The organism is Paeniroseomonas aquatica (genome assembly GCF_030409335.1).
Classification (GTDB): Bacteria; Pseudomonadota; Alphaproteobacteria; order Acetobacterales; family Acetobacteraceae; genus Belnapia; species Belnapia aquatica.
In genome coordinates, this window is the sequence record NZ_JAUFPN010000080.1 from 19801 (window position 1) to 45578 (window position 25778).

25 protein-coding genes and 1 pseudogene are annotated in these 25778 nt (G+C 63.4%); 13 read left to right on the forward strand and 13 right to left on the reverse strand.

All coding sequences use genetic code 11. The features are described from left to right. The first annotated feature begins 36 nt into the window (after positions 1–36). Together QWZ14_RS08210 and QWZ14_RS08215 are read left to right on the forward strand one after the other, a co-directional pair. Entirely contained in the window at positions 37–2010 is a 1974-nt protein-coding gene (locus tag QWZ14_RS08210; protein WP_290316143.1) for an AAA family ATPase, read from the forward strand. 116 nt (positions 2011–2126) lie between these two features. After that, positions 2127–2459 carry a hypothetical protein gene (locus QWZ14_RS08215; RefSeq protein ID WP_290316144.1) on the forward strand — a complete coding sequence of 111 codons (333 nt, stop codon included), beginning with the start codon at positions 2127–2129 and terminating at the stop codon, positions 2457–2459. 59 nt (positions 2460–2518) lie between these two features. Here QWZ14_RS08215 and QWZ14_RS08220 read toward each other — a convergent pair whose 3' ends face one another. The 3 genes from QWZ14_RS08220 to QWZ14_RS08230 form a co-directional block, all read right to left on the reverse strand. Continuing rightward, positions 2519–2698 (reverse strand): hypothetical protein, encoded by a 180-nt coding sequence (locus tag QWZ14_RS08220; RefSeq protein WP_290316145.1) that lies wholly within the window; start codon positions 2696–2698, stop codon positions 2519–2521. A 325-nt stretch (positions 2699–3023) separates the two neighbouring features. Beyond that, entirely contained in the window at positions 3024–3590 is a 567-nt protein-coding gene (locus QWZ14_RS08225) for a type II toxin-antitoxin system YhaV family toxin (protein ID WP_290316146.1), read from the reverse strand. A gap of 31 nt (positions 3591–3621) precedes the next feature. Beyond that, complete coding sequence (locus QWZ14_RS08230; RefSeq protein ID WP_290316147.1) at positions 3622–4011, reverse strand: type II toxin-antitoxin system PrlF family antitoxin; 390 nt, start codon at positions 4009–4011, stop codon at positions 3622–3624. Positions 4012–4494: 483 nt separating this feature from the next. Between QWZ14_RS08230 and QWZ14_RS08235 the strand changes: the two genes are divergently transcribed. The 7 genes and pseudogenes from QWZ14_RS08235 (at position 4495) to QWZ14_RS08265 (ending at position 10474) form a co-directional block, all read left to right on the forward strand. After that, on the forward strand, positions 4495–5337 hold the full coding sequence (locus QWZ14_RS08235) for a sulfurtransferase/chromate resistance protein (protein WP_290316148.1): 843 nt from the start codon (positions 4495–4497) through the stop codon (positions 5335–5337). Beyond that, positions 5334–5848 (forward strand): annotated as a pseudogene (locus QWZ14_RS31925) (chromate transporter); the annotation flags it as partial. The gene QWZ14_RS08235 and the pseudogene QWZ14_RS31925, both read left to right, overlap by 4 nt. Positions 5849–6130: 282 nt before the next feature. Beyond that, on the forward strand, positions 6131–6730 hold the full coding sequence (locus QWZ14_RS31930; protein ID WP_353959286.1) for a chromate transporter: 600 nt from the start codon (positions 6131–6133) through the stop codon (positions 6728–6730). Positions 6731–6752: 22 nt separating this feature from the next. Next, positions 6753–7676 (forward strand): DUF1259 domain-containing protein, encoded by a 924-nt coding sequence (locus QWZ14_RS08250; RefSeq protein ID WP_290316151.1) that lies wholly within the window; start codon positions 6753–6755, stop codon positions 7674–7676. 10 nt (positions 7677–7686) lie between these two features. Beyond that, positions 7687–8340, forward strand: a complete 654-nt coding sequence (locus QWZ14_RS08255; RefSeq protein WP_290316152.1) for a hypothetical protein — start codon at positions 7687–7689, stop codon at positions 8338–8340. 17 nt (positions 8341–8357) lie between these two features. Then, positions 8358–9512, forward strand: coding sequence for a Cj0069 family protein (locus QWZ14_RS08260; RefSeq protein ID WP_290316153.1), 1155 nt, complete (start codon positions 8358–8360; stop codon positions 9510–9512). An 86-nt stretch (positions 9513–9598) separates the two neighbouring features. After that, positions 9599–10474 carry a hypothetical protein gene (locus tag QWZ14_RS08265; RefSeq protein ID WP_290316154.1) on the forward strand — a complete coding sequence of 292 codons (876 nt, stop codon included), beginning with the start codon at positions 9599–9601 and terminating at the stop codon, positions 10472–10474. A 102-nt stretch (positions 10475–10576) separates the two neighbouring features. Here QWZ14_RS08265 and QWZ14_RS08270 read toward each other — a convergent pair. Then, positions 10577–11709, reverse strand: a protein-coding gene (locus QWZ14_RS08270; RefSeq protein WP_290316155.1) for an IS3 family transposase whose coding sequence is annotated in 2 segments (ribosomal slippage) — positions 10577–11445 and positions 11445–11709 — 1134 coding nt in all. Because the reading frame shifts where the segments join, the coding sequence is not laid out codon by codon here. Between QWZ14_RS08270 and QWZ14_RS08275 the strand changes: the two genes are divergently transcribed. Continuing rightward, complete coding sequence (locus QWZ14_RS08275; protein ID WP_290316156.1) at positions 11642–13423, forward strand: family 16 glycoside hydrolase; 1782 nt, start codon at positions 11642–11644, stop codon at positions 13421–13423. The genes QWZ14_RS08270 and QWZ14_RS08275 overlap by 68 nt on opposite strands. A 53-nt stretch (positions 13424–13476) precedes the next feature. Here QWZ14_RS08275 and QWZ14_RS08280 read toward each other — a convergent pair whose 3' ends face one another. After that, positions 13477–13728: a hypothetical protein gene (locus QWZ14_RS08280; RefSeq protein WP_290316157.1), complete on the reverse strand. Its 252-nt coding sequence runs from the start codon at positions 13726–13728 to the stop codon at positions 13477–13479. A gap of 15 nt (positions 13729–13743) precedes the next feature. Next, positions 13744–13959, reverse strand: coding sequence for a hypothetical protein (locus QWZ14_RS08285; RefSeq protein WP_290316158.1), 216 nt, complete (start codon positions 13957–13959; stop codon positions 13744–13746). Between the two features lie 59 nt (positions 13960–14018). Here QWZ14_RS08285 and QWZ14_RS08290 point away from each other — a divergent pair, with 59 nt between their 5' ends. Further along, complete coding sequence (locus tag QWZ14_RS08290; RefSeq protein ID WP_290316159.1) at positions 14019–14297, forward strand: metal-sensing transcriptional repressor; 279 nt, start codon at positions 14019–14021, stop codon at positions 14295–14297. Positions 14298–14307: 10 nt separating this feature from the next. Continuing rightward, on the forward strand, positions 14308–15423 hold the full coding sequence (locus tag QWZ14_RS08295; protein ID WP_290316160.1) for a nickel/cobalt efflux transporter: 1116 nt from the start codon (positions 14308–14310) through the stop codon (positions 15421–15423). A 33-nt stretch (positions 15424–15456) separates the two neighbouring features. Here QWZ14_RS08295 and QWZ14_RS08300 read toward each other — a convergent pair whose 3' ends face one another. From QWZ14_RS08300 to QWZ14_RS08320, 5 genes are all read right to left on the reverse strand, one after another. After that, positions 15457–16776, reverse strand: a complete 1320-nt coding sequence (locus QWZ14_RS08300) for a DUF2971 domain-containing protein (RefSeq protein WP_290316162.1) — start codon at positions 16774–16776, stop codon at positions 15457–15459. Then, complete coding sequence (gene tmk / locus QWZ14_RS08305) at positions 16719–17450, reverse strand: dTMP kinase (protein ID WP_290316163.1); 732 nt, start codon at positions 17448–17450, stop codon at positions 16719–16721. Before tmk ends, QWZ14_RS08300 begins: the two co-directional genes overlap by 58 nt. A 163-nt stretch (positions 17451–17613) precedes the next feature. After that, positions 17614–18897 (reverse strand): D-alanyl-D-alanine carboxypeptidase family protein, encoded by a 1284-nt coding sequence (locus tag QWZ14_RS08310; RefSeq protein ID WP_290316164.1) that lies wholly within the window; start codon positions 18895–18897, stop codon positions 17614–17616. A 128-nt stretch (positions 18898–19025) separates the two neighbouring features. Then, on the reverse strand, positions 19026–19928 hold the full coding sequence (locus tag QWZ14_RS08315; RefSeq protein WP_290316165.1) for a septal ring lytic transglycosylase RlpA family protein: 903 nt from the start codon (positions 19926–19928) through the stop codon (positions 19026–19028). Beyond that, entirely contained in the window at positions 19925–20887 is a 963-nt protein-coding gene (locus QWZ14_RS08320; RefSeq protein WP_290316166.1) for a lytic murein transglycosylase, read from the reverse strand. Before QWZ14_RS08320 ends, QWZ14_RS08315 begins: the two co-directional genes overlap by 4 nt. A 129-nt stretch (positions 20888–21016) precedes the next feature. Between QWZ14_RS08320 and QWZ14_RS08325 the strand changes: the two genes are divergently transcribed. Then, positions 21017–22417 carry an MmgE/PrpD family protein gene (locus QWZ14_RS08325; RefSeq protein ID WP_290316167.1) on the forward strand — a complete coding sequence of 467 codons (1401 nt, stop codon included), beginning with the start codon at positions 21017–21019 and terminating at the stop codon, positions 22415–22417. Between the two features lie 45 nt (positions 22418–22462). Here QWZ14_RS08325 and QWZ14_RS08330 read toward each other — a convergent pair whose 3' ends face one another. Both QWZ14_RS08330 and QWZ14_RS08335 read right to left on the reverse strand, forming a co-directional pair. Next, on the reverse strand, positions 22463–23473 hold the full coding sequence (locus QWZ14_RS08330; protein ID WP_290316168.1) for a lipid A deacylase LpxR family protein: 1011 nt from the start codon (positions 23471–23473) through the stop codon (positions 22463–22465). 1395 nt (positions 23474–24868) lie between these two features. Next, positions 24869–25255, reverse strand: a complete 387-nt coding sequence (locus QWZ14_RS08335; RefSeq protein ID WP_290316169.1) for a hypothetical protein — start codon at positions 25253–25255, stop codon at positions 24869–24871. Positions 25256–25778 lie beyond the last annotated feature (523 nt).

A 25778-nucleotide genomic window follows, 5' to 3' on the forward strand; every position in this document is an offset into this window, starting at 1 on the left:
GGCACACATGGTCGAGACGGGAAGGAGGACCGCACGGTGATCGGTCGCAAGCCTAGCAGTGGTCCCGCCGCCACGGCCCATCCAGACCAATATGAAAGCCATGGCGGCACGAGCGTCCGGGACTGCAACCCATCAGGCAGTTTCCTTGTGTGCTTTCTGGCCCGGTCCAAACGCTTTCCAGGGATTGGTCTCGGCACGGCTCACCGGCTGTGGAGAGCTCATGGCCCAGCGCTCTATGGGATCCTAGCCGGCGACGATCCGTGCCCCCTCCACGCCGTCCTGGGAGAGGAGCGTGCGGCGGATCTCCTCCATGCTTGGCAAGAGGACCAAGCCGAGAGCGATGTCGCCGTCTGGCTCGATGAGAACCGGCTCGACCCTCGCCTGGCAAACAAGGTCATCGCGGTTTGGGGTAAGGAGGGTGCCGCCAAGCTCCGGGCAAATCCCTACGTCATGCTGACCTTCGCCGAATGGCCCAAAGTCGACGCCGCGGCACATCGTGTTGGGATCGACGCTGCCGACCCGCGTCGCCTCGTCGGTGCGGTCGAAGCTGACCTCTATGCGCGGCTCGCACAGAAGGATACGGCGGTCCGCCGGGACGTCCTTGTTGCGTCCATCTGCCGCATGCTTGGCCGCGGAACCGCCCTCGCTGAATACGCGATCGACCTTGCTATCACCGAAGGCGGTGCCGTGCTGGCGCCTGGAGGCTGCCTGCTGCAACCAGCTGGGGCAGCGGTGATGGAGCGATATATCGAGGGTCGGATCCTCGACATGCAGCTTCGGTCTCGGCAAGCCGGCTTGTTCGACGTTGCCATCCGGGACACCGATGTCGAGGCCGAGCTTGCCGACTCAGAGCGAGGGAGCGGCCATGACCTGACGCCTGAGCAGCAGCGTGCGGTCCGGATGGCGGTAAACGCGGGCATCTCGTTGCTGATCGGCGGCGCCGGGGTTGGCAAAACGACGACCCTACGAGCCGTTCATTCCATCATGGTGCGTCACGGTCAGCCCGTCCTGCAGATGGCCTTGGCTGGGCGGGCGGCGCAGCGGCTTCGGGAGGCAACTGGTTGCCATGCCTACACCATCGCCGGTTTTCTGATGCAGGTGTCGTCAGGCCGCCTGAAAGTCCCTCCCGATGCTTTGGTCGTGGTCGACGAGGCTTCGATGCTTGATCTCCCAGCGGCCTACCGGATCCTCCGAGCTTTGCCGAGAAGTGCACGGCTGCTGCTGGTCGGAGACCCAGCGCAGCTGTCGCCGATCGGCTTTGGCTTGGTGTTCCACATTGCCGCATCCGAGCGACGCCTCCCCATTGTCGAGCTGACACGTGTGCATCGGCAGGCAGCAGAAACCGGTATCCCCTTAGTCGCCGCCGCAGTCCGTTCGGGCCACCTACCTTCCCTTCCCATGTTCGGCTTTTTGCCATTCCACGGCGTGAGCGCATTGCCCTGCCAGCCTGAGCAGCTTGGTGCGGCGCTGGTTGACGCCGTGTCAGCGCTTGGGGGCATCGGTGCGTGCCAGATCCTTTCACCGCTACGAAAGGGCGAAACCGGTTCCGACGCAATCAATGCCCTCTTCCATGCCACTTGCGCTCCCACGCGGAGACATGTGCCGGATCGTCGGATCGCGGTCGGTGAGCCGGTCGTATGGACGGTCAATGATTGGGAGCGCGGTCTCATGAATGGCTCCCTAGGCTACATCCTGGAAGTCGACAGTCTAGGCAATACGATCATCGAGATGGATGGGGTCGTCCACCGTTTCGGCCGGTCCGACAACCTACAAGCTTTGCAACTCGCATACGCGATTACCGTGCATAAAGCGCAGGGAAGTCAGTTTCAGCGGGTGGTGGTGCCCATATTTCCAAGCAGGCTTCTCGATCGGACGCTGATTTACACGGCCATTACAAGGGCGACTGAGCAAGTGGTGTTGGTGGGGGATATTACCGCTGCCGAAAGAGCCATCCGGGCCATGCCGCGCTCGGAAACCCGAACGGTCGGCCTGAAGGTGCTAGCGGCTTGAGTCGGTTCACTTTGACGGACGACGCGAGGTCGATGATGATCAACAGATGCGTGTCGCGTATCCTGTCATCAGGCTGGATACGGCGCTATCTGGCACACCTGGAGAGCTAAAAAAGGATGGCAACACAGTCCCGAACCGGCGTGACCGTTCATTCGAGCTCTATTGATGGTCCAACCAGAACGGTGAGGTGCGGCGATGTCATCGTCGTAGGTCCCGAGCTGACGCCGGAACAGCGTGCGATGAATGCCCTGCAAAACATCCGCCACAGCGACGGGATTTCAGCCAGGCTTCGTGCTTCCGCCCAGACGCCTCCTGCGTGGAACATCCGCAGGCCAAGCATTAGCCTATATTACGCGAACAAGGGCCGACCAGGAACGGTCATCCACGAAAAAGACGGCGAGGTCGAAGTTGGAACCCTTCTGAAGGACGGCACCTTCCAGAAGCTCTGAGAACCAGAGTTTGTTTGAAGGTCGCTCAGATCTCGCAAGCAACCGGCAGGATGTGGCAGTCAGGTTGGCCGGCTGGGCTGGAGCGCCTCCAGAACCGTATCGAGGTCATAGCTCACGACAACCATCTTCCCACCCGGAAGCAGCAGAAGCGTCGTGTCCTGCTCGACCATCTCACAGGCGCCGAGCAATGCCCCAGGCTTCAGCGCATGGCGCCGCCCGTCCTGATCGCGAAGCACCATCCACGCTCCGACGCGCTCTACTTCCATGGCGACCCCCGAGACCCCTGCCCACAACGCCCAAGGGTAGCCTCAGCCCGTGCTTTCGTAGTTCACATTTTGTTCGGCAACTATGCATTGCTGCAGGACGAATTCCCACAGCAGCAGCAGCGGCGGACTGTAACAGCAAGGGCATATTAGCGAGGCGATCCTATGCCATAGGAGTGGGCATCGGTATGCCGGCTTCCGTGTCTAGCCAGGCGCCCGACACACCCTCCGCCTCAGCACCGCAGCCCCGGCGCTATTGAGTTGCCATTTGAGGTGAGTGGCTACTTCCACCCGCCATGGATCAGCGTCGTTTGGCCTTCTTGGTCGTCTTCTTTGGAGGCGGTTCACCGGCGGTTTCCGCCACTGGTGCCAGCGGACCCAGGAGCGCCTCCTGGGCTTGGCGCCGCTCGGCACTAGGCACGGTCCTGCACGCCTCGAGCAGCGCATCCCATCCATGCGGTGGATCGCCTGCAAGCAGCATGGAGCGGAAAACCGCGTAAGGATCCGTGGAGGAGCCCTCTTTCCGCAGGGTACCTTCGTCGTTCACCCAAGCGTAGACGATGACCTTCGACTTGCTGTCGAAGCGGAAAAACAGGCGGAACCGGCCGAGGAACTTAGCTCGGCGCCATCCCCTGGCATCCGCCCCGATCGTGTTCCCCTGTTCGTATTCTGGCGCGGCAGGGTTCCGGGGGATCTCGGTAGTGATCAGGTCGACGACGCGCTTGAGGAGCTTCGCTTTGGAGGAGCCCTCCCACCCCGGCGTGTTCTGCGCCTTTGCTGCAGCGACCTCACCGGCGAGGGTCAGCAGCCGGTTTCGAAAAGCGGGGTAGAGGACGAGGTGCCAACCGAGCCTCTGCGCACCCAGCAAGGGCGCCTTCGGCACCGGTGGAGACGCCATTTCAGAAGATCACGTCGTCGGGAATTTCCTCGCTGTCGCCCACGACGACCCCGTTCACCAGCTGCTCGAGTGCCGTCAGCTCCCCTTCCGCCAATGGCATAAGGCGGCCCGGGTTCTCCTGGATATCGCGTTCGACGAAACTCAACCAGGCACTGATCACCGGGTCTCCCTCTGTCTTCTCAGGCGCCGAAGTCACGCTGATCAGCGCCTTACCCGGGCCGATCAGATCGACCGTGACGGTACTGGCCGTATCGAACTCGGGCGCCGCCTTGAAAAATGCTTTCTCGATGCGGATGCCTTCGCTGTTCCCCGCACTGGCACGAGCAGCCGAGAAGCGCCGCGAGCCGCCAGTCACGCCGCCTCGTCCTGCTTTCCTCGCTACAGCTGCCATGATCGCCTCCTGTAAGCACGAATGTGCTTACATATGGATTACCCGGTCGGGCGCGTCCAGCGTTATTCACTATGAGCGGCCTGTTCCAGGCCTCGATCTCAGTTTCTTACCGCTCTCCAACACCGCCCCGTGGTCGCCTTATCCGGCCGCAGGGAGGGAGCCCCTAAAATAGGGCTCGCATCATAATGGCGTTCTAAAATTCGGATGAAACATGCAGCCTTGGGACAGGTATAGTCGCCGTGCGCGACCCCAAACGATCTCGTCGGAAGTCCAACCTACCCCAAGCAACGCCTTAGTATCGTTGGTAAATCGAACTTTTCCGCTACCGCTCGCATCGTCACCTTCCGCGCCGGCACTACCTGATATTGACATCAGCCTCTTCTAACCCTTAGGTCGGTGCTAAGGGGATTACCGCGATTGCCCCGTGAGGCTTCGGCTGAAGGATCGCGTCCGAAACTCCACACTTGAGGGAGAGGACGTATCATGCCGGCGCCCGATACCATTACCACATCACAACTCTCTCGGCTGATCGGCTTGCCCGATGCGCCGCTGCTTCTCGATGTGCGCACCGAGGACGACTACGCGACCGATCCCCGGCTGCTGCCGGCCTCCTTTCGCCGCGACGCGCGCACAGTCACCAACTGGGCCGCCGACTATGCCGGCCGTTCGGTCGTAGTCATCTGTCAGCGTGGCCTGAAGCTCAGCCAGGGTGTCGCTGCCTGGCTCCGTCAAAGTGGCGCCATGGCTGAGGTGCTCGATGGTGGCTTCGAAGCCTGGGTGAAGTCGGCCGGCATTGGCACGCTGCTGCGCCCCGACCATATCCCACTGCGCAATAACCAAGATCAAACGGTCTGGGTTACCCGCGCGCGTCCCAAAGTCGACCGCATAGCCTGCCCCTGGCTGATTCGACGCTTCGTGGACCCGAATGCGGTCTTCCTGTTCGTCGCACCGTCAGAGGTCACCGCAGTGGCCGAGCGCTTCAATGCCACCCCATTCGACATCGAGGAGGTGTTCTGGAGCCATCGGGGTGAGCGCTGCACCTTTGACGCCATGGTCGAGGAGTTCGGCCTGGAATCGGAGCCGCTGAAACGGCTGGCCCTGATTGTGCGCGGTGCCGACACAGCCCGGCCGGACCTTGTCCCGGAATCGGCCGGCCTGCTCGCTGCCTCACTTGGGCTGTCACGCATGTACCGCGACGATCTGGCGCAGCTCGACGCAGCCATGGGGCTCTACGATGCCTTTTACCGCTGGAGCCGCGATGCCGTCGCCGAGACGCATAACTGGCCTGCCGGCCAATCCGGCAGCCACAAAGAGGCGGCGCCATGAGCCACGCGACAGTGGAGGCCCTGGATCAAACAAAACAGGCGAAGGCAGACGCCGAGGCGCGGTTGCCATCCTTTGCCGAAGCACTGCGCGTCTGGTTGAAGATCGGCCTGCTCTCCTTCGGCGGCCCGGCCGGCCAAATCGCGCTACTGCACCGGGAGGTAGTCGATGAGCGACGTTGGATTGGCGATCGTCGGTTCCTGCATGGACTGAACTTCTGCACCCTTTTGCCAGGACCCGGGCCCAACAGCTCGCCACATATCTTGGCTGGCTGATGCACGGAGTGCGCGGTGGATTAGCGGCCGGTCTTCTCTTCGTCCTCCCAGGCGCTGCGGTCATGCTCGCCCTGTCGCTGATCTACGCGACCCTGGGTGATGTGCCGTTGATCGCCGCCCTGTTCTTTGGGCTGAAATGTGCCGTCCTCGTCCTGGTAGTCGAGGCGTTGCTGCGGATCGGGCGACGGGCGCTGAAGGGAAAGGCGGCCTGGGGGCTGGCAGGTGCGGCCTTTGCCGCCCTGTTTTTCCTAAGCGTACCCTTCCCGCTAGTCGTGCTGACAGCCGCGATCATCGGATATCTGGCACCCCATGCCTTTGCGCATGGCAGTCACGGGAGCGCCAAAAACGATGCGCCGGCGGTGATCGATGCTGTGCTGGCGGCCGATCCGGGCCGGCCGGCACGATTGGCGATCGGTGCGCGGCGGGCGGGCTATATCGGCCTGGCGCTCTGGCTGCTGCCTGTCGCGGCGCTCCTAAGCGCCGGCGGTACCTACGCCAACGTGGCCTGGTTCTTCTCCAAAATGGCGGTCGTGACGGTCGGCGGTGCCTATGCGGTACTGGCCTATGTCGCCCAGGACGCGGTGCAATCCTATCAGTGGCTGTCGGCGCCGGAGATGCTGGCTGGCCTTGGCTTGGCGGAGACTACACCAGGGCCGCTGATCCTGGTGTTGCAGTTCGTCGGCTTCTTGGCCGGCTTCCGTGCACCAGAGGCACTGACGGGCGTGCCGGGCGGCATCGCCGCATCGGCGCTGGTGCTGTGGGTCACCTTTGCGCCCTGCTTCGTCTTCGTTTTTCTGGGCGCACCTTGGATCGAGCGTCTGCAGGAGAATAAGGCGCTCTCCGGCGCGTTGGCGGCGATCACCGCGGCTGTGGTCGGCGTCGTTGCCAACCTTGCTGTTTGGTTCGGTCTGCGAGTGCTGTTTCGTGACATGCAGGCCGTTCAGCTCGGCCCCCTTGGGGTGGAACTGCCCGTATTGACCTCACTCGACCTGACCGCGCTTGGCCTGGCCATACTTTCGGCCGTCTGCCTGTTCCGCCTCAAACTTGGCGTCGTGAAAACCCTAGGCGTCTCCGCCGGGACTGGCCTTCTCGTACGGCTCGCCCTCGGCCTTGGTGCCTAAATCCATAAGAGGAAACCCTACCATGCTTAAGCTCACATACCGTGCTGCCCTCCTGGCCACTGCACTTCTGCTGCCGGCTGCTGCCATGGCCCAGTCGTCCAGTGGAACGCCCAGTGCCGATTGGCACCGCACCGTGGATGATGTGCTCGGCAAGCCAGGCACGGAGATGCCGGGCGGGGTCTGGCGTGTCGGCCTGCCGCGCACCGATCTGAAGGTCATGCTGGATGGCGTCCAACTGCGACCTGGTTTCGCGCTTGGCTCGTGGCTTGCCTTCCACCCGCACGGCCAGGAACTGATGGTGATGGGCGACCTGGTGCTGCTCGATACCGAGGTGGCCCCGGTCATGCGTCGTCTGGCCGCCGCCGGGCTCGAGGTCACGGCGCTGCATAATCATGTGCTGCGGGCACAGCCGGCGACCATGTATATGCATGTGGCCGGACATGGTGAGGCCGCAAAGCTCGCCGCGGCACTGCGGGCCGCCCTGCAAGAAAGCGCCACTCCGTTGCAGGGAGCAGCTGCGTCGGCCTCCGCTGGTCCAGAACGCATCGAAGGCCTCGATACTGCCGCCATCACTCGAGCACTCGGCCGCGAAGGGCGTGCATCTGGTGGGGTGTATGGCGTCTCGGTGCCACGCGCCGAGACCATCCGCGAGAACGGTATGGACGTCCCGCCGGCACTTGGTCTCGGCACCGCTATCAACTTTCAGGCGGCCGGCAACGGCAAGGCTGCGATTACCGGTGACTTCGTCTTGACCGCCAATGAAGTCGTGCCAGTGCAGCGGGCGCTACTGGAGAATGGCATCGAGGTGACGGCCATCCACAACCATATGATCGGCGAGGAGCCACGGCTGTTCTTCATGCATTTCTGGGCGGTCGATGATGGCGAGAAGCTGGCGCGTGGGCTGCGTGCGGCCATCGACCGCACCAACAGCCGCCCGAGCGGCTAGGGTTCGCGCCATGCAGCGGCGTGGTCTGTTCGGCCTGGTTGGTCTCGTGTTGGCGGACCGTCAGGCGGAAGCCCAATCACAGCGGCATCGGGTCGACTTCGAGGGGGCGCCGCTCGGCGCCCCTCCGCCTGGCTTCAGCATAGCCCTCACCGGTGGCGGCCCGCCGCCACGCTGGGTGGTGCTGGAGGACGCGTCCGCGCCGGCAGGCCCGAAAGTGCTGGCGGAGACAAGCCGCGACCGCACAGACAACCGGTTTCCACTCGCAATGCTCAACGGCGTGAGCGCACGAGACGCGGCCCTCTCGGTGCGCTTCCGCGCCATCGATGGACAGGTGGACCAAGCGGCCGGCTTGGTGCTGCGATACCGCGACGACCGCAACTACTACGTCGCCCGCGCCAACGCGTTGGAAAACAATGTCCGCCTGTACCGCGTCGTGGACGGCCGGCGCATCCAGTTCGCCGGCATCGATGTGCCGGTGCCACGTGACCGATGGCAAACGCTTGGCCTGCGGGCTGAAGGTGAGCGCTTTGAGGTTTGGCTAGACGGGCGAGCGCTGTTTTCCTCGACCGACTGGACCTTCACGAACGCCGGCCAAGTCGGGGTATGGACCAAGGCCGACAGCCTTACGCATTTCGACAGCTTTGAGGTGGAAGCACTGCGATAACTCGGGGTTTGGGTGCCATGAACCAGGATGCTAAGCCCAGTGCCGGTCGGTCAGCTGATCCAGCCAATCGCGCGCTCCGGCTCGCCCTACTGTGGCGGGGCAACCCGGACGCGCCCGACCCCTTCAGCCGGCATCGCACCCGGCTGGAGCCGTTGACCGAGGCGCTGACCCAGGCCGGGGTGACGGTTGAGCCGGTACTCTATGCCGACGAGGCGACCGATACCGTCCGTGACCAGTTACTGCGGTGTGACGGGGTCATGGTGTGGGTCAATCCGCTCGCCGATGGGCAGGATCGCTCCCGGCTGGACCCAATGCTGCGGCAGGTGGCCTGCAGCGGCGTTTGGGTAAGTGCCGATCCGGACGTGATCCGGGCGATGGGCACGAAGGAGGTATTGTTCCGCACCCGCAGCATGAGCTGGGACGCCGATACTCATCTCTACGAAACGTTCGAGGTGTTCCAGAAGCGGTTTCCCTCGCGCTTAGAGGCGGGACGGCCTCGTATCCTGAAGCCGCAGCGGGGCAACGACGGCCAAGGCGTCTGGAAAGTGGAACTGCAACATCAGGCCGCACCCCACCACCCCGAGACACCAGATCATTGGTCCATCACCACCTTGCTTGTGGTGCAAGCGGCGGCAGATGACGGGATCGAAGCCGTGCCCATGCCGGCGTTAATCGAACGCTGCCGACCCTACTTCTCGGACGGGGGCTGCCTGATCGATCAGGCATTCCAGCCGCGCGTCGGCGAGGGGATGATCCGCTGCTATCTCTCGCAGGACCAAGTCGTCGGATGGTCCGAGCAGTGGCCCCGGCGCGAGACTGCTGCCGCGGGCCGGCCCGCTTTGGGGATGGCCTCGGCAAAGACGATGCATGAGCCGTCCGCTGCCCCGTTCCAGCGCCTGCGTCAGATGATGGAGGAGGCTTGGCTGCCCTCCATGTTGGGCATCCTTGATCTGGCGCCGGCCGCCTTGCCCGCGATCTGGGACGCCGATTTTCTTCTCGGGCCGCCAGATGCCGCCGGCCAGGACACCTACGTGCTCTGCGAGATCAACGTCAGCTCGGTCCTGCCTTTTCCAGATACGGCAGCAGGCGGCGTCGCACGTACAGTATCAAACTGCCTGAAGGCGGCAAGACAAGCACGCTGTAGATCAAGACTACCGTCTGATCTGTTTTGAGGCCTTTGTAGTAAAGCTCATATCAAAGCGGTTCCTTGAGCAAGTCAGCGTGTTTTTATCAGGCATCATAAAAAAGGGAGGATAATATGCCAAAGACCACGGAAAGCACGTCTTTTACGAAGGATATCCAGGGTCGATATCTTTGCAACGATATTACTGAGGTGAATGAATGGAAAGTCGCAGGTGGCCGACCCTTTGATATCTTGGTCATCGGCGGAGGTACGTTCGGCTCCGCGATCGCCGAACATCTCTGGTTTCGGCAGAAGCAAACCGGCGGCGGTCTGCGGACCCTGGTCGTCGACGCCGGGATGTTCACCATCCCAGAGCACACCCAAAACACCGGTATCCAAGGCTTCAATGATCCAAGTCAGCCCTTTCTTCTGAACGAGGCGGCGCCGCAGCCGGAGCCGCCGCGCAACGAAGTGTGGGGCGTCCCGTGGAAGTCCACGATCCCCTTCAAAGGCCTGGCTTACACGCTCGGGGGCCGGTCGCTTTATTGGGGTGGTTGGTCGCCACGACTGCTGCCGCAGGAAACGGCGAGCTGGCCGCCTGCGACGGTTGCCGACCTCGAACCCCGCTACTTCGATGAGAGCACGCGCCAGATCGGTGTCGATGAGACAAACGACTTCATTTTCGGGGAGCTGCATAGTGCCTTGCGCCGGCGCCTTTTCGATCAGATTGGTACGATAGGTGACGCAACAGCGCTCGCCGCCCTTCCTCCATCACCACTGTTGAAGCCAGGTACGACAGCGGCCGAGCTACTCGGGCCACTTTCTATCGGCGGCCTGTCCACGGCTCAGCTGGAGAACATGCTCAAGCTGGAAGCGCCACTCGGGGTCCAGGCGCGGCCGCCGCACGCCGGCTTCTTTCCATTGAACAAGTTCAGCACGGTGCCTCTGTTGATGAAGGCCTCGCGCACAGAGGTGGCTCGATTTCCAGCTACAGCGTTTCGGTCCCGATAAGTGGTTTCTCTGCCGGTTGAGAGGCACGTCTTGCTGGCGCCGTGGCCTCGCGTAGGGAGGGCGTAGCCCGACCGGAGCGGGGCCACGGCGCCGGTGGCGTTGTCAGGCTGCCATCGCTGGCGGCAGATGGTCGAGATAGGCCCGCTCCGGCGTCCTTGCGCCCAGGCTCGAGTGTGGCCGCCGTCCATTGTAAAAGGCCAGATACCGCCCGAGTGAGGTGCGCGCCTCGCTCACGCTGTCATAGGCCCGCAGGTAGACCTCTTCGTATTTCACCGAGCGCCACAACCGCTCGACGAAGACGTTGTCCCGCCAAGCGCCGCGGCCATCCATGCTGATGCGAATCGCCTGGTCCTGCAGCATCCCGGTGAAGGCCGCGCTGGTGAATTGGCTGCCCTGGTCGGTGTTGAAAATCTCCGGCTTGCCGTGGCGCGCCAAGGCATCCTGCACCGCGTCGATGCAGAACTCGGCCTCCAGCGTGATCGACAGCCGCCAGGCCAGCACCCGTCGGCTGAACCAATCCAGCACCGCGGCCAGGTAGACGAAGCCGCGTGCCATTGGGATATATGTGATGTCCATCGCCCAGACTTGGTTCGGGCGGTCAATCACCAAGCCGCGTAGCAGATATGGGTAGATCTTGTGCCCTGGCGCAGGTTTGGACGTATTCGGCCGGCGATACAGCGCCTCGATCCCCATCCGTCGCATAAGGGTCGCTACCGCAACCCGGCCGATCACCACCCCCTCGGCGCGCAGCAGGTCGCGCAGCATCCGGCTGCCCGCGAAGGGGTGTTCCAGATGCAGCATATCGATCCGGTGCATGATCGCCAGCCGAGCCGGCGGCACCGGTCGAGGCAGGGCGTAGACGCTGCTCCGGCTTACCTGCAGCAGCGCGGCCTGCCGAACCACAGGCAACTCGTGCCAACGGTTGATCATCGCTTGGCGCTCAGCAGGCCGGCCTTGCTGAGCGCGCCGGATAAAAAATCCTTCTCCAGCGTCAACTCTCCGATCTTCGCATGCAGCAGCTTCAGGTCGACCGGCGGCACTGCCTCGGTGGCAGGGCCAGACCCGAAGACGCCCGCCGCGCCCTCCTGCAGCTGCGCCTTCCAGGCCGTGATTTGGCCAGGATGCACATCGAACAGCTTGGCCAACTCGGCCAGCGTCTTCTCGCCCTTGATCGCCGCCAGCGCCACCTTCGCCTTGAAAGTAGGGCCATGCGTCCGCCGTGTTCGCTTCGTCATTCTCGCTCCTGATCCGCGGCAGCTTCGCCGCTGTCAGGCAGGAAATCCACTTATCGGACTGTCCGAATTTCCCGAGCCACCTCTCACCGCCGTCAACGTGCCTGGCACCACCGACGCCACCAAGGAGTTCATGGTGCTGCCCGGGACGCATGTGATCTCGTTGCGGACCGCACCGACGGCCAGCGGCACATGGCGCATTACCGGCGCCGAGACGAGCGCAGGCTTCATCGACTTGGCGCCAGGAGGCACTGCCGTCATCGCCTTGGGGACTATTGAAAGTGCCCGCCTTGCTCAACTCTCGTTCGACAATACAGGCATTCCGACTTTTCCACTGATGGGCGAAAACCTGATCGGGCATCTTCGCTCAAACATGGTGATCCGGGTGCCTCGGGCTGCTGTGCCTGGGTTGTCGGCATTGACCACCGAGCTACAGACCTCGGTCCTGTTCTTGAAGTGCCTGGCGCAGCAGGGCGGCAATCAGCTCGGCCGTTTCCACCTGCAGATTTCTGCCAGTGGTGGCGGCAACACAGTTGGAGCAGAGGACGAGCTGTTCAGGAAAATCCCTGACGTCGAGTTCTTCGACCAACTGCGAACCTCGACCGACACGCACGTGTCCATTGCCATCCGTGGTATTGGCGAAATGGAGCCGTCCGACATGAGTACACCAGCCACGCTTGCCACGCACCCCAGCCGAGTGAAGCTCTATGCGGGCCTGGATGAGTACAATGTCCGCCGCGCGAACGTAACGCTGTCGCCAACCATCCGCGATAACGCATTATGGAACGTCATGGATGCCACCATACAGCAGGTGGCCACCCTCTTCGCCAATGGCCAGCCTGTAGACCTTGTCCAGGCGCTCTCGCGGGATGGGCTTGGCACGACGCATCATGAGGCTGGCACATTGTGGATGGGCACGGATCCAGCGCGCAGCGTGACTGATGCAAATGGCCGTTTTCACCACACCGAAAATCTCTACGCGGCCGGTCCTTGCCTCTTTCCCAGCATCGGTTCGCCCAATCCGATGCTCAGCGGCATTGCGCTGGCGCGTCGCACCGGGGACCGCATTATCACACCGGTCGCCTTCGCGTCCGCCAACCCGTTTGTCACCTTGTTTGATGGGGTGAACCGAGCGAACTGGCGGATGTCCACCATCCGCAATCAGCCAGGCCGCGACAACTCGGGCCAGTTCCTCATCCGGCGAGGAGCGCTGGAAGCGCAGCCGGGCACCGATCTCGGCCTCTTGTGGCTCAACCAGCCAACACCACCGCGCTACGAGTTGCAGCTGGAGTGGATGATGACGGCGCCCGATGACAACTCGGGCGTCTTCGTAGGCTTTCCCGACCCGGAGGGCCAAGGATACGACAACACTGCCTTCGTCGGTGTCGATTTCGGATTCGAAATCCAGATCGATGAGCTGGCACGCCCCGACGGCGCGGGGATCCATCGCACCGGCGCTGTCTATTCTTTCAAAGGGCCGACCGACGGCCCGGTCGTTGTCCACCCGCCCGGCGAGTGGAACCGCTACAGGATAACCGTCGATGGCCCGAACCTCGTGGTCGCCCTCAACAATCGGGTCGTGAACAACTTCCAGTTTGCGGGCGGACCTCAGTCGCCACGCGGCCGACCATCTACGCCAGGCAACCCACGGTTCATCGGATTGCAGACTCATACCGGTCGGGTGTTGTTCCGCCACATCGAATGGCGACCGATGTAGGGTTGTGGGGCGGGCAGTCGGCGACATGACTGCCGCCGGCTGCCTGCCGATCCTTAATGATCGTGCCCGTGCGGCACGAGCTCGTCGGCTAGGACGTCCAAGCCAAGCGCCAGCGCCAGCGTGAACGCGATTGCCACCCCACCCAGCCGTAGCAGCTGCGGCCGCGGCAGGCTTAAGCGCTCCCGCGCCATGTAGGCGACCAGCGTCACCGGCACCCCAAGCGGCAGCAACACCGCCGCGTAGTGCGGAAAGTCGAGGAAGTGCTGGATGGAGCCGCTGAGCATGCCGAGGCCGAGCGATAGCACCACACTCCAGGCGATTTAGCGACCGAGAGCCCCGCTGCCGCCCTCGACCGCCGAAGCATGCCGACGCCGGGCGTCCAGGGCCGAAGCGACAATGAAGATCACCACGCCGATGGCACCAATCAGCAGGTACCGGCCTGGATCAAGCGGCAGGTGGACGACCGACCCACCGGTGAGCGCCACCCCTAAATAGAGCGCGACGTAGAGGGCGTAAGGAGCAAGGACCTGGTTCATGGAGCCTCTGTAATGGTGCGCGTCCTTGCGTATCCTATCCGGGGGGATAGGTTAAGGGCATGAATGACGCTGCCCTCCATCTCAGCCACCCCGAGATCGCCAAGCGCCTCAAGCGGGCCGAGGGGCACCTGCGCAGCATCGTCGGCATGATCGAGGCCGGGCGCCCCTGCCTCGAGCTGGCTCAGCAGCTTCATGCCGTCGAGAAGGCGGTGGCGAACGCCAAGCGGGCGCTAATCCACGATCACATTGACCATTGCCTTGAACATGCGGCCGATGGGCCGGCCCCCGAGGCGCGTCGCGCCATCGAGGAATTCAAGGAAATCACCAAGTACCTGTGAGCTTTAACCGATGACCCCTCTTTCCGAACTCCTCCAGCAGGGCACGGCCCACGCCTGGCTGTTCATTCCCTCAGCCATCTTGCTTGGTGCGCTGCACGGCCTCGAGCCCGGCCACTCCAAGACGATGATGGCAGCCTTCATCATCGCCGTACGCGGCACCGTGACGCAGGCGGTGTTGCTCGGCCTGGCCGCGACTATCTCCCATACCGCCGTCGTCTGGGCCGTCGCCCTAGTCGGTCTGCATATTGGTGGCCAGTTTGATGCCGAGACTACCGAACCCTATTTTCAGGTCGCGTCCGCCGTCCTCATCATCGGCGTGGCGCTTTGGATGGTTTGGCGCACCTGGCGCGACGGACGGCAAGCGAGCCTGGCCGAGCATGACCACCACCACGAAGAAGAGGTGCGGCGCATCGACACCGGCCACGGCATCCTGGCTCTGGAGGTGTTCGAGGAGGACGTGCCGCCGCGTTGGCGAGTTCGCTTCGAGAGCGGCCGCGGCTGGAAGGCCGAAGAGGTCACCATCACCACTGAGCGGCCAGATGGCACCCGGCAAGCCTTCGCCTTTGCAGACCGCGGCACCTACCTGGAATCTCTCGAAGAGATCCCAGAACCGCACGCGTTCACCGCTCACCTCTGTCTGGCGCAAGGTAGTGCCACCCGCAACTACGACGTAGCGTTCGCCGAACATGATCACGGCCACCACCATGAAGGCCTGGACCTGTCGGGAGGTGAGTACGAAGACGCTCATCAGCGTGCGCATGCCAACGACATTCGGCAGCGCTTTGGCAATCGTCACGTCACGACCGGCCAGATCATCATGTTCGGTCTGACCGGTGGTTTGATCCCATGCCCGGCCGCCATCACCGTGCTGCTGCTGTGCCTTCAGCTCAAGGAGTTCACCCTGGGCGTCGCCTTGGTGCTGTGCTTCAGCATTGGCCTTGCGCTGACGATGGTAACGGCGGGGGTTGCTGCTGCTCTAAGCGTCCGACATGTGTCGCAACGCTGGTCAAGCTTTGGCGCCTTCGCGCAGCGCGCACCGTACTTCTCAAGCGCCGTGATCATCTGCGTCGGACTGTACGTTGGATACCAAGGGCTGCATGGCTTGGCGGTTTTAGGAATGTTCTGAGATCCAAGCACTTACGTCCGAGTGTTTCACAAACTAAAACTCATAAGGAACACGCGATGCGATTATCACTGAAAACCTCGACTGTGTACGAGTTAAAATCGCGTCTATCTCTTTCATGCGCTCCATCTCACCCGTTCGACGCGGTGCCGTATATATTTCTTGAAACATGTGGTCTACGCCATCACTCAGATCGAAATATCTTCTATATGGAAATTTGGCATACCTGAATGGTTTGCCGTTTAGTATCGTGCTAAAAATCTCCGTTGGTTTTTCAAATATTAGTCGTACTTCGCGCTCCTCGAAAAAAGTAGGGTGCTTTAAGAATGGCGCGAATGGAGTGAAATTCCCCGATATTGTGGTCGTCAAGAAATCTCTGAATTTTTGCTTGTTATTCAAGTCACCGGTGTACGTCATGATACTTTTTGCCACCGGGTCAATCAAAAAAGCCTGCGCCCTCACATCATATATAATTTCGTCTACATAGATTTTTTCATCTAGTCTCATTGCAGTTTTAATAACTTCCATTGGTAAACTAAAACATAACCCGTTCTCTTTAGCGTAGCCAATCCACTGACTTTTAAGTTCTCTCGTTTTTGAAAATGAAACAGAAAAAACATCGACAACCCGCAGACAATCGATTTCCGATTTAACTGCATTGACTAAAGATACAGGAGCCTTAAAGAACTCCAGACGCCGGATGAGCAAGTCTTCCGCATATATCAGCTCAGTATAATCATTCATCGCTCGGAGATCACCCGCCCACAGACAGCCACTCTCAACTATGGCCCCAAAGGCTAAGGCTTTTGTGTAGTGAAACAAAAGATCCTGTGACATGCGCGCTGGCGCAATTCCATTCGGTATGTAGGCAAGTGTCGCTGGCAAAGGTAGATACCCGTCGTGAATTCCGCCTGCGCCCGCATTGATATAAGCTCGGCTGGTTGAGTATGGTAACTCTCGCTCCGCTGGCATACCTTGAATCCTCTCCAATTTCCCCATCCTCGGCCCAAGCAATAAAATTAAGAAACTTTTGTGGACTTGGGCTGGAGTTATTTGATGCGCTCGGACCGGTTCGCTATCTTCATTGCGGTGGCTGTAGCGATAAGGAATCCGGGGCGGACAGGACGCAAGGAAATCTCGTCTTCGGGCCTGCTCGACATCGAGACCAGCGATGCGCCAGGAAACTTTGTTTGCGGCGGCTACATTGCTTCCAAACGCGTCAGTTCGAAGCCGAACGAATATTCGAGAATCCCCCACCCAGCCAATCGCCTGGAATGCCAGGGCGGGGGGCGAGCAGCTTACCTGCTCTTGGCGCACGCCAACGCTGAAGAAAGGATTTGATTCAAATCGTTCCATATTTCCAGAACGTCCCGGTGCCCATCAATCACCGCGTACCGCTCAGGATTGGCTGAAGCTTGGGCTAGGAAACTCTCACGCACACGCTGGTGAAATCCAAGTTCAAGCGCCTCAAATCTTCCCTCGTTGACGCCGCTCCCGCTCAATCGTGCATGGCTACGCTTGAGGGCAACTTCCGGATCTACGTCTAGCACCAGCGTTAAGTCGGGCTGCAGGTCGCCAGTAGTAAGCTTATGAATCTCGCGGATGCTGTTGACATCCAAACCTCGCCCCGCTCCTTGGTAAGCGATCGTTGAGCCAACAAAGCGGTCACAGAGTACAACACGACCAGCCTCAAGCGCCGGGCGGATCACAGCTGCGACGTGTTGCGCTCGAGCAGCTGCCATTACGAGAAGCTCGGCGGTAGGGTCCCAGTTTAAGGTGCCCGACGACACCACCAGACCACGAATAGCATTGCCCTCCGGCGTTCCACCCGGCTCCCGTGTCAAAATGAGGTCCGGGTATTCAACCTCCAGCACCTTCTTAAGGTGGGCCAGAGCACTGGTCTTTCCACTGCCGTCGACGCCTTCGACGACGGCAAAGAACCCTGGGAATACCCGATGAGAGTGCATCTTAGACACATTGCCGTGATAGTTTGCCGGATATTCGCCCGTTATCTGCAGATCTGAGACCATGGTGCTGTCTCCTCTCAGATCTTATTGGGCAGCAGTTGATTTGCGACTCTCAAGACTGCACCACCGGGCAAACCCCTTGTCTCCGCAAGCCACCCACACACACGGTACACACCCCAGGGGGTGATACCGCCGCCTTCCAGGGTGATGAAGCGGCCGCGCCGCATCAGCTGCCGGCGAACCAGCGCCCGATCACCGCCGGGATGCGCGGCAACAGGCCCAGCCGCTCGACGTCGGCGCCGGCGAAGAGCTCATGCTCGGCGCCCTGCATGCCCTGGCCGGAGACGACCAGGGCACCGAGCTTCTGCCCCTTCGCCACCGGCGCCGCGACCGGCTGGTCGTAGCGCAGCCGCACCTGCATGCGCTGGCGCCAGGCCTTCGGCATGGTCACCACCAGGTCCCGGCCGCCGACCAGCGGCACCGTCGGGCGTTCGCCGAGATGGACCGGCACCTCCTGGACCACCTCGGCGGCGCGGAACAGCACCACGTTCTCGAACTCGCGGAAGCCCCACTCGAGCAGCCGCTCGCTCTCTTCCGCCCGGGCCCGCATGCTGGGCAGGCCGTTGAAGACCAGGATCAGGCGGCGGTCGCCGCGCTTGGCGCTGGCCGTCAGGCCGTAGCCGGCCTCCTCGGTATGGCCGGTTTTCAGCCCGTCGGCGCCCGGCACCTTCAGCAGCGCCGGATTCCGGTTGTCCTGGCTGATGCCGTTCCAGGTGAAGCTGCGCTCGTTGTAGTACTTATAGTAGTCGGGGAAGTCGTTGATGATCCGCTGCGCCAGCGTGGCCAGATCGGCGCAGGTCATCCGGTGCTCCGGGTCGGGCCAGCCGGTGGCGTTGCGGAAATTGCTGTTGGTCAGGCCGATCTCGCGGGCCTTGACGTTCATGGCCTCGGCGAATTGCTGCTCGGAGCCCGAGATGCCTTCCGCCAGCACCACGCAGGCATCGTTGCCCGACTGCACGATGACGCCGCGGATCAGCGATTCGACCGGAATGGAATTGCCGAGCTGGACGAACATCTTGCTGCCCTGCATCCGCCAGGCCCGCTCGCTGACCGGGAGTTCCTGGTCGAGCTTGAGCCGCCCCGCCTTCAGCATGGAGAAGACCATGTACATGGTCATCAGCTTCGACATCGACGACGGCGGCATCCGCTCGTCGGCATTCTTGCTGAGCAGGATCTCGCCGGTATCGGCGTCCCGGATCAGGGCCTGGCGGGCGATGGTGTCGAAGGGGCCGAGCGGCGTGCTGGCCGGCGTGGGCGTCGGGCCGGCCGGGGTCCGCGGGCCGGACGGGCGGGGACCGGCCGGGCGCGGCTGTGCCTGGGCGGACGCGCCGAGCGGCAGGCTGGCGGTGGTGAGGGCCGCGGCGGCCGGCAGCAGCAGGCTGCGGCGCCCGGCCCCACGAGCGTTGGACCCGGGGAGGCTGGGCCCCGGCAGGACAGGGCGGGATGGCATGGATGGCGCACTCCGATGCGCGGATCGCTCCGCATAGGCCGCCGCAGCATAGCCGCAGGACGGCGAACACGCATGGGTAGAAAGTGAGAGTAGCCGGGGATTTGCCGGCGGATGTTGCACTGCGGTGGCTACTCGACCAGCAACCGTGCCTCGGACGTGCCGGCGGCGAGCAGGATGCTCAGCGCGAGATCGGCGTCGGCCAGGCTGGGATAGGGCCCGAGGCGGACGCGGAACTGCGGCTGCCGGCCGGAGCCGAAAGGCTCCACCCGGGCCTGCAGCCCGGCGAGCCGCGCCGCCTGGCGCTGGGCGAGGTCGCGGCGGAAGAAGCTGCCGGCCTCGATGAGCAGCCGGCCGGGCCTGGGCTGGGTCGTCGTCACCTGCTCGGGCAAAGGGTCGGGCGGCATTTCGGGATGGCTGTCGGCGACGAGGATCGCAACCGGGCGGACCGGGGCCTGACGGATCCGCTGGCTGTCGCGGGCGCCGGGCAGCGGCGCCAGCGCCTCGCTCTCCACCGCGGCCCGCGGCACCGGGGCCAGGGTGGGGCCAGGACTCTCCAGGTTCGGCAGGGCGCGCGCCAGGGCCTGGCTGGGCGCCGCATCCACCCGCAGGCGGATCTGCGCCGCGCCCGTCGCCGGGATCCCGAGCAACGCCGCGGCGCGCGGCGACAGGCCGAGGATGCGGCCGGGCTGGGCCGGGCCGCGGTCATTCACCCGCAGGCGGATCTCGCGGCCATTCTCGAGGTTCAGGACGGTGACGATGGCCGGCAGTTGCAGGGTGCGATGGGCGCCCATCAGCCGGTCGGGGTCGTAGGCCTCGCCATTGGTGGTCCGGCGGCCGCGGCCGCTGCGTGGCAGGATGGCGGCGATGCCGCTCTCCTCCAGGCCGAAATCCTCCTTCGGATAGGACCAGACGCCGCCCATCGCATATGGCTGACCCAGCATGTAGCGGGACTGGACGGGGGGCGAAGGCGGGGCCGGCCGGACGCAGCCCGCCGCCAGCAGGGCGAGCGTGAGGGCGGCCGCCGCTTTCAACCGAAGTTGTCCGAGAGCAGCCCGACCGCCAAGGCATAGTTGATCGGCGGGTTGTAGCGGCGGATCACGCGGAAATTCTGATGGCAGAGGAAGATCTGGCCATTGCCGTTGCGCGGCACGATGACGCTGGCCTCGAGTTCGGTCGCCGGCAGCGGCCCGCCGCTGGCCCGGCGGAAGCCGATGCGGGACCATTCGCGCAACGGGCGCTTGGCCTCGGTATCGGCCCGTTCCGGGTCGAAGCCGGCGGGCGGCTGCACGGCCTGGCCCCAGGGCTCCCCGTCCCGCCAGCCGTTGCGGGCAAGGTAGTTGCCGATCGAGGCCAGCGCGTCGGCCCGGCTGTCCCAGATATCGCGGCGGCCGTCGCCGTCGAAGTCGACCGCGAGGCGCTCGAAGTTGGAGGGCATGAACTGGGGCTGGCCCATGGCGCCGGCCCAGCTCCCGCGCATGCGTGCCGGGGTGACATGGCCGCCGTCCAGGACCCGCAGCGCGGCGATCAGCTCGCTGCGGAAATAGTCCGAGCGGCGGCCGTCCCAGGCCAGGGTCGCCAGCGCCTCGATGACGCCGAAGCCGCCGGTGTTGGTGCCGAAGTTGGTCTCCATGCCCCAGATGGCGACGATGACGCGGGGGTCGGCCCGGTAGCGGGTGCCGATGGCGGAAAGCAGGCTGCGGTTGTCCGCGTAGTTGCGCCGGCCATTGTCGATCCGGGTCTGGGAGACGATGCGGTCGCGATACTGCTCCCAGCTCAGCGTGCCCTCGGGCTGCTTGCGGTCGAGCTCCAGCACCCGGTCGTTCGGGCGGAGGTCGGCCAGCGCCCGTTGCAGGGTCGCGGCTGAGACGCCGGCCCGGCGGGCATCGCCGCGGACCCCATCGAGGAAGGTTTCGAAGCCGCTGGTGGCGGCCATGGCCTCGGGGGCGAGGAGGGCCACGGGAATCGTGAGGATCGATCGGCGCTGGAACATGCCGGAGAGGTGCCATGGCGCCTCGCCCGCCGCAACCGTGACGTGAGTGATCGGGAAAGCTACCGCACCCGCACTTGGAAGCCGCGCCGGGGGTGCTTAGGATCGCGGGGAATACTGAGGGGAAACGCCATGGCCGCCGTCACCGAAACCATCGCCGCCTATTGCGCCTCGCTCGACTTCGCCACCCTGCCGCCCGAGGTGCAGGAGCGCACCCGCTACCTCGTGCTGGATCTGGTCGGCAACATCGTGCGCGGCCGGCACGATGCCGAAAGCACACCGGCGTTGCTCGCCATGGTCCGGGCGCTGGGCCTGGCGGCCGGCGGCTCCGCCGTCTTCGGCGACCAGGCGCGCTATACGCCCGCCGGCGCGGCGCTGCTGAACGGCGCCCTGGCCCATAGCCTCGACTTCGACGACACCCATGCGGCCGGCACCCTGCATCCCGGCGCCCCGGTCATTCCCGCGGCGCTCGCCGCGGCCGAGATGGTCGGCGCCAGCGGTCGCACCGTGCTCTCGGCCATCGTCGCCGGTTACGAGGTGACCTGCCGGCTGGCCCTCGCCCTGCCCGGCGGCGACCACTACGACCGGGGCTATCACCCGACGGCCACCTGCGGTGCCTTCGGCGCCGCCGCTGCCGCTGCCCGGGTCTTCGGCCTGGATGCCAAGGGCATGCAGGACGCCTTCGGCATCGCCCTGTCCCAGGCCGCCGGCAGCCTGCAATTCCTCGCCAACGGCGCCTGGACCAAGCGCTTCCAGGTCGGCTGGAGCGCGATGAACGGTCTCGCCGCCGCGACTCTGGCGCGCGAGGGCTTCCGCGGCGCCGCCGAGGCCTTCGAAGGCAAGGCCGGCTTCCTCCGCGCCTATGCCCCGAACCCGACGCCGGAACGCGCCCTCCAGGGCCTGGGCCATCAGTTCGAGCTGATGAACACGGCGGTGAAGCCCTATCCCTCCTGCCGCTACGGCCATGCCTCGGTCGATGCCGCCATCGCGCTGCGGGCCGAACTGGGCCTGAAGCCGGAGGAGATCGAGGCGGTCACCATGGGCCTGCCGAACAAGGGCATGCTGCTGGTCGGCGCCCCGCTGGCCTACAAGCAGAACCCGCAGAACGTGGTCGACGGCCAGTTCAGCGGCCCCTTCGTCGTCGCCTGCGGCCTGGTGCACGGCCACATGGGCTGGGACAGCTACGCCCATCTGCAGGACCCGGTCGTCCGCTCCATCCTGCCCAAGGTCAACTGCGTGGAGGACCCGGAGGTCCAGGCGCTGTTTCCGGAGTACATGTCCGGCAAGCTGACGCTCCGCGCCCGCGGCCAGGAGCATGTGCGCATGATCCGCATCGCCAAGGGCGAGCCGGAGAATTTCCTCACAGAGGCCGAGCTGCGCGCCAAGTTCCATGGGCTGGTGGATGCGGTGCTGGGCCGTGACCGGGCGATCCAGTTGGCCGATGCGGTCGTCGGCCTCGAGCGGGCCGCCGATGTCGGCGGCATGATGCGGCTCGGCGCGCCGATGATGGCGGCGCGCCTCGCCGGCGAGTAGCGCCGGAGCGCCCGGGGAAAGTCCGCCTTCCCCGGGCGCCTGGGATCAGAAGGAGAAGGACAGAGACAGCGCGCCGAAGACGAAGTCCTTCTTCTGGCCGACGTATTCCTTGCTGCGGAAGTCCTGGGTATAGGCCAGCCGGATATTCTGCCAGAAGACCGCCCCGCCCAGTTCGAGGTCGCTCACGAAGTGGCGCGGATCCACCGAGCGGCTGTCGCGGAAGGTATTGCCGTCCAGCGTGATGTCGCGGGCGATGGCCCGGCCGCCGGCACCCGCGAAGAGGTACCAGCCGAAACCATCCCCGACCGGAGCCGGGCTGTCGGCGATGGTCGGGCGGATGCGCGGGGCGCCGAAGTCGCGCTCGAGCCCCTGGCCGATTCGAACCCGAGCGCCGACGCCGGCATAGGTATGGATGGTGCCCGCCGCCAGCGTCACGGTCGGCAGGGCATCGACCGCGAGGTCGCCCGGCAGGTTCAGCAGCCGCTCCCGCCAAGTGCGTTCATAGCCGATGTTGAAGACCGGCTCGTCATGGATCTGGAAGCCCCAGCCGCGGGCCTGGCGGTCGCCGATGGCTGCGTGAACGATGTCCTGGGTCTGCCGGGCCAGCGAGGTCGGGCCCACCACGCCGAGCGTCATGCTGAAGCGGTCGAGCGTCGTGCTGGTGCGGCGGTCGAGCGAAACCTCGCCATAGAGCAGGCCGGCATAGGGGCGGTCCCGCGGATCGGGTTCGCGCAACCGCTTGTTGATCGGCGTGTACATGTTCTGGCCCAGCGCGATGCCCCAGCGGCTGCGGGCCGGACCGAAGAGATCCGCGAGGGCGCGGTCCAGTGCCGCCATGGGACCTGGCAGCGACTCTTCGGCGGAGCTCCAGTTGAACCGGGCCCCGTTGGTGTAATAGCGGTCGGTGCTGCGGCCGTAGGTGTCGTTCTCCGACAGGAAGCTGATGGCGGCGCGCCGGTCCGGCGCCGGCAGGTCGCGGGCTGGCCCGGTCTGCGCTGCAGCGGTGCCGCCCAGCGCAAGCGTGGCGGAGAGAGCGATGGCAGCCGAACGCATCATTTGACCCTTCCCATCGGCTGCCGACCCGGTAGCTTGCCCGTCAGCCTGAATCGCCCTGAAGATAAGGATGGGTGGCCGAGCGGTCTATGGCAGCGGTCTTGAAAACCGCCGTGGGTGCAAGCCCACCGTGGGTTCTTATCTAAACCACGGGCTTGGTGCAGGTTAACCTTCAGCCAGCCCCGTAGGCAGGTATCACCTAGGCAGGTAGCCAGTAGGCAGGTAGGGAGCGCCTAGGAAAGCAGCCGGGCTGCGACATCGGCTGGACTACCCTCGGCACAGTGCATGATGAGGCGAATTGTCCGGCTGGAGAGGACTGCGCTAGCGCCAAGTGGCAGGTCGCAGCACCGGCGGCGAGAAGGGCACGGTGCCTAGCGACATCACCTCCCCCGCCCCTCAATTGGCATCCTGGGCCGTCCGGGTTAGGGGCAACACATGGATTTCGCTCGGACGCCTCATGGCTTTACCCTGGCTTAAGAGCGCCCCCATCCCTGGCGCCCCTAACTTGTAAAACAAGGCGGCTGGCCCACACGGTGGGTGGTAGCCGACGGATTTGACGCGCCGAGATCTGGGCCCGGACGGCTTCCATGGCCTCTTTGCTGATGGCGAATGATACGTCGTCCTTGGATCCCAGAGACAGCACAAGCAGGGCACCGCCTGCGAAACATGGAAAGTCGCATGCAAAACCCTTGCTCGAGATGCCAATCACTTCGGCGGCTATTCACTCTGGCAGTTTGGTGCCGGTGCCCCTGGCAATAGTGTCGCCTAAAGATCCCATCAGTTGAAATGTCTCAGGGACCAATCGCGCGGACGGCGCAGCAGGCGCGCCAGGACGCAGAGACTGATCGGGTGCAGGTGCGCCGGCACGCCATACACGCGCTCGGTGGGCATCCAGGAGAAGGTCTTGCCGACGTTCGGATATACATGCCCCTCCCCGGGGATGACGAAATCTAGGGAGTCCAGGGCGCCGCCGACAAACCTTCGCCACCGTCGCCTCGGCGAGGTCGACTTTCATCAGCAGACGCTCGGCGACGTCCGGCGGGACAGTGAGAGTGCCGCTGGCATAGCGCTGCAGGGTTCGCAGGTTTGCGCCCAAGACGCGGGCGAGTAGCGACTGCCAGCGGTCGAAGGAAACCATGCTTTCCCCGATCTGGCGCAATCTCTCGGGCGTCAGAAGAGGACCGTCAGCCAAGCGGTCGCCGCCATTTCTTCCCGTAACTCGGACGGCGACCATCGTTGGTGGTGAACGACATTGAGACACCAACATCCACTAGAATGCAGAGTCACCCCAGCAGATTGAGGACCCAGGGCACATTCTTCTTACGGATAAGGCCCTTGCCGTATTTGAGGCGCCACATAGCGCCCCAGGATCGACCGTCGTGCTAATCTGCCGTCGTGCTAATCCGCTAAAAACCCCCCCGGACCAATCGATGGGGGCCGATCAGCCAGAAGCGACACGAAACTGCCGTCTTTCAATAGCTTGCCAACCTCTTTACGTCCGTTAAGTTCACGTATAACAGTCCCCGGCATATTTTTGTTCGCATAAACAAGCGGCACGCCTGGCCTTCTTTCGATTTTTACCCCAGGCTTTCCAATGTGCTCTCTTAACCGACGTAGTGCGGCCTCGCTTTCGGCCGAGTTGCGAGCACGTTGTTCCGGTGTAAGCTCCAACCCGATTACAATGACACTACCGAACTGCACCACTCGTAACGGTAGCCGACCGGCATCCTCGTGAATGTGGACGCTATACGTTTCAAAATCTTCTGCGTTAGGGTTGTCATTCATATATTTTGATCCTTCAGCTCGATTACAACACGCTACACCGAGATTATACGATCATTTTGGCTTGCCTGACGTTTTGGCGATACTATGAATTCCGATTGCTAAAACCGGGGCATTGGCTATTGCTTCAACGTCAGCCCGATCGTGCCTCACCACGCTCCCAAGGCTGAACTCTCTTTCGGTAAAACCGGTATGCCTGGCTAAATGCTCGAGATTAACGTTTTTATATTTTGTTCCGCCCAAGCTTACTAGGCGCTAAATTTGTCCGTCCTAATACCTTCCTTATTGTTCCTTTATTGAACTCGCCCTCGAGTGCCTCCATACGATGTAAGCGCGTTTCGAGAGCAGCTAGACGCCGTTCGATCGCATTCAGGCGATTAGCTCGCCCCTCCTCTCTGTCTCGTAAGCTATCAACGACGGCTTGCGTAAGTTCAAACTCGGATGGCATGCCCGTCATGTGGCCTGTCCCGCCCTACACGAGGTGTCAGGGTCAATCCATACTCACCCTGCTTTGTTGAGTATACTC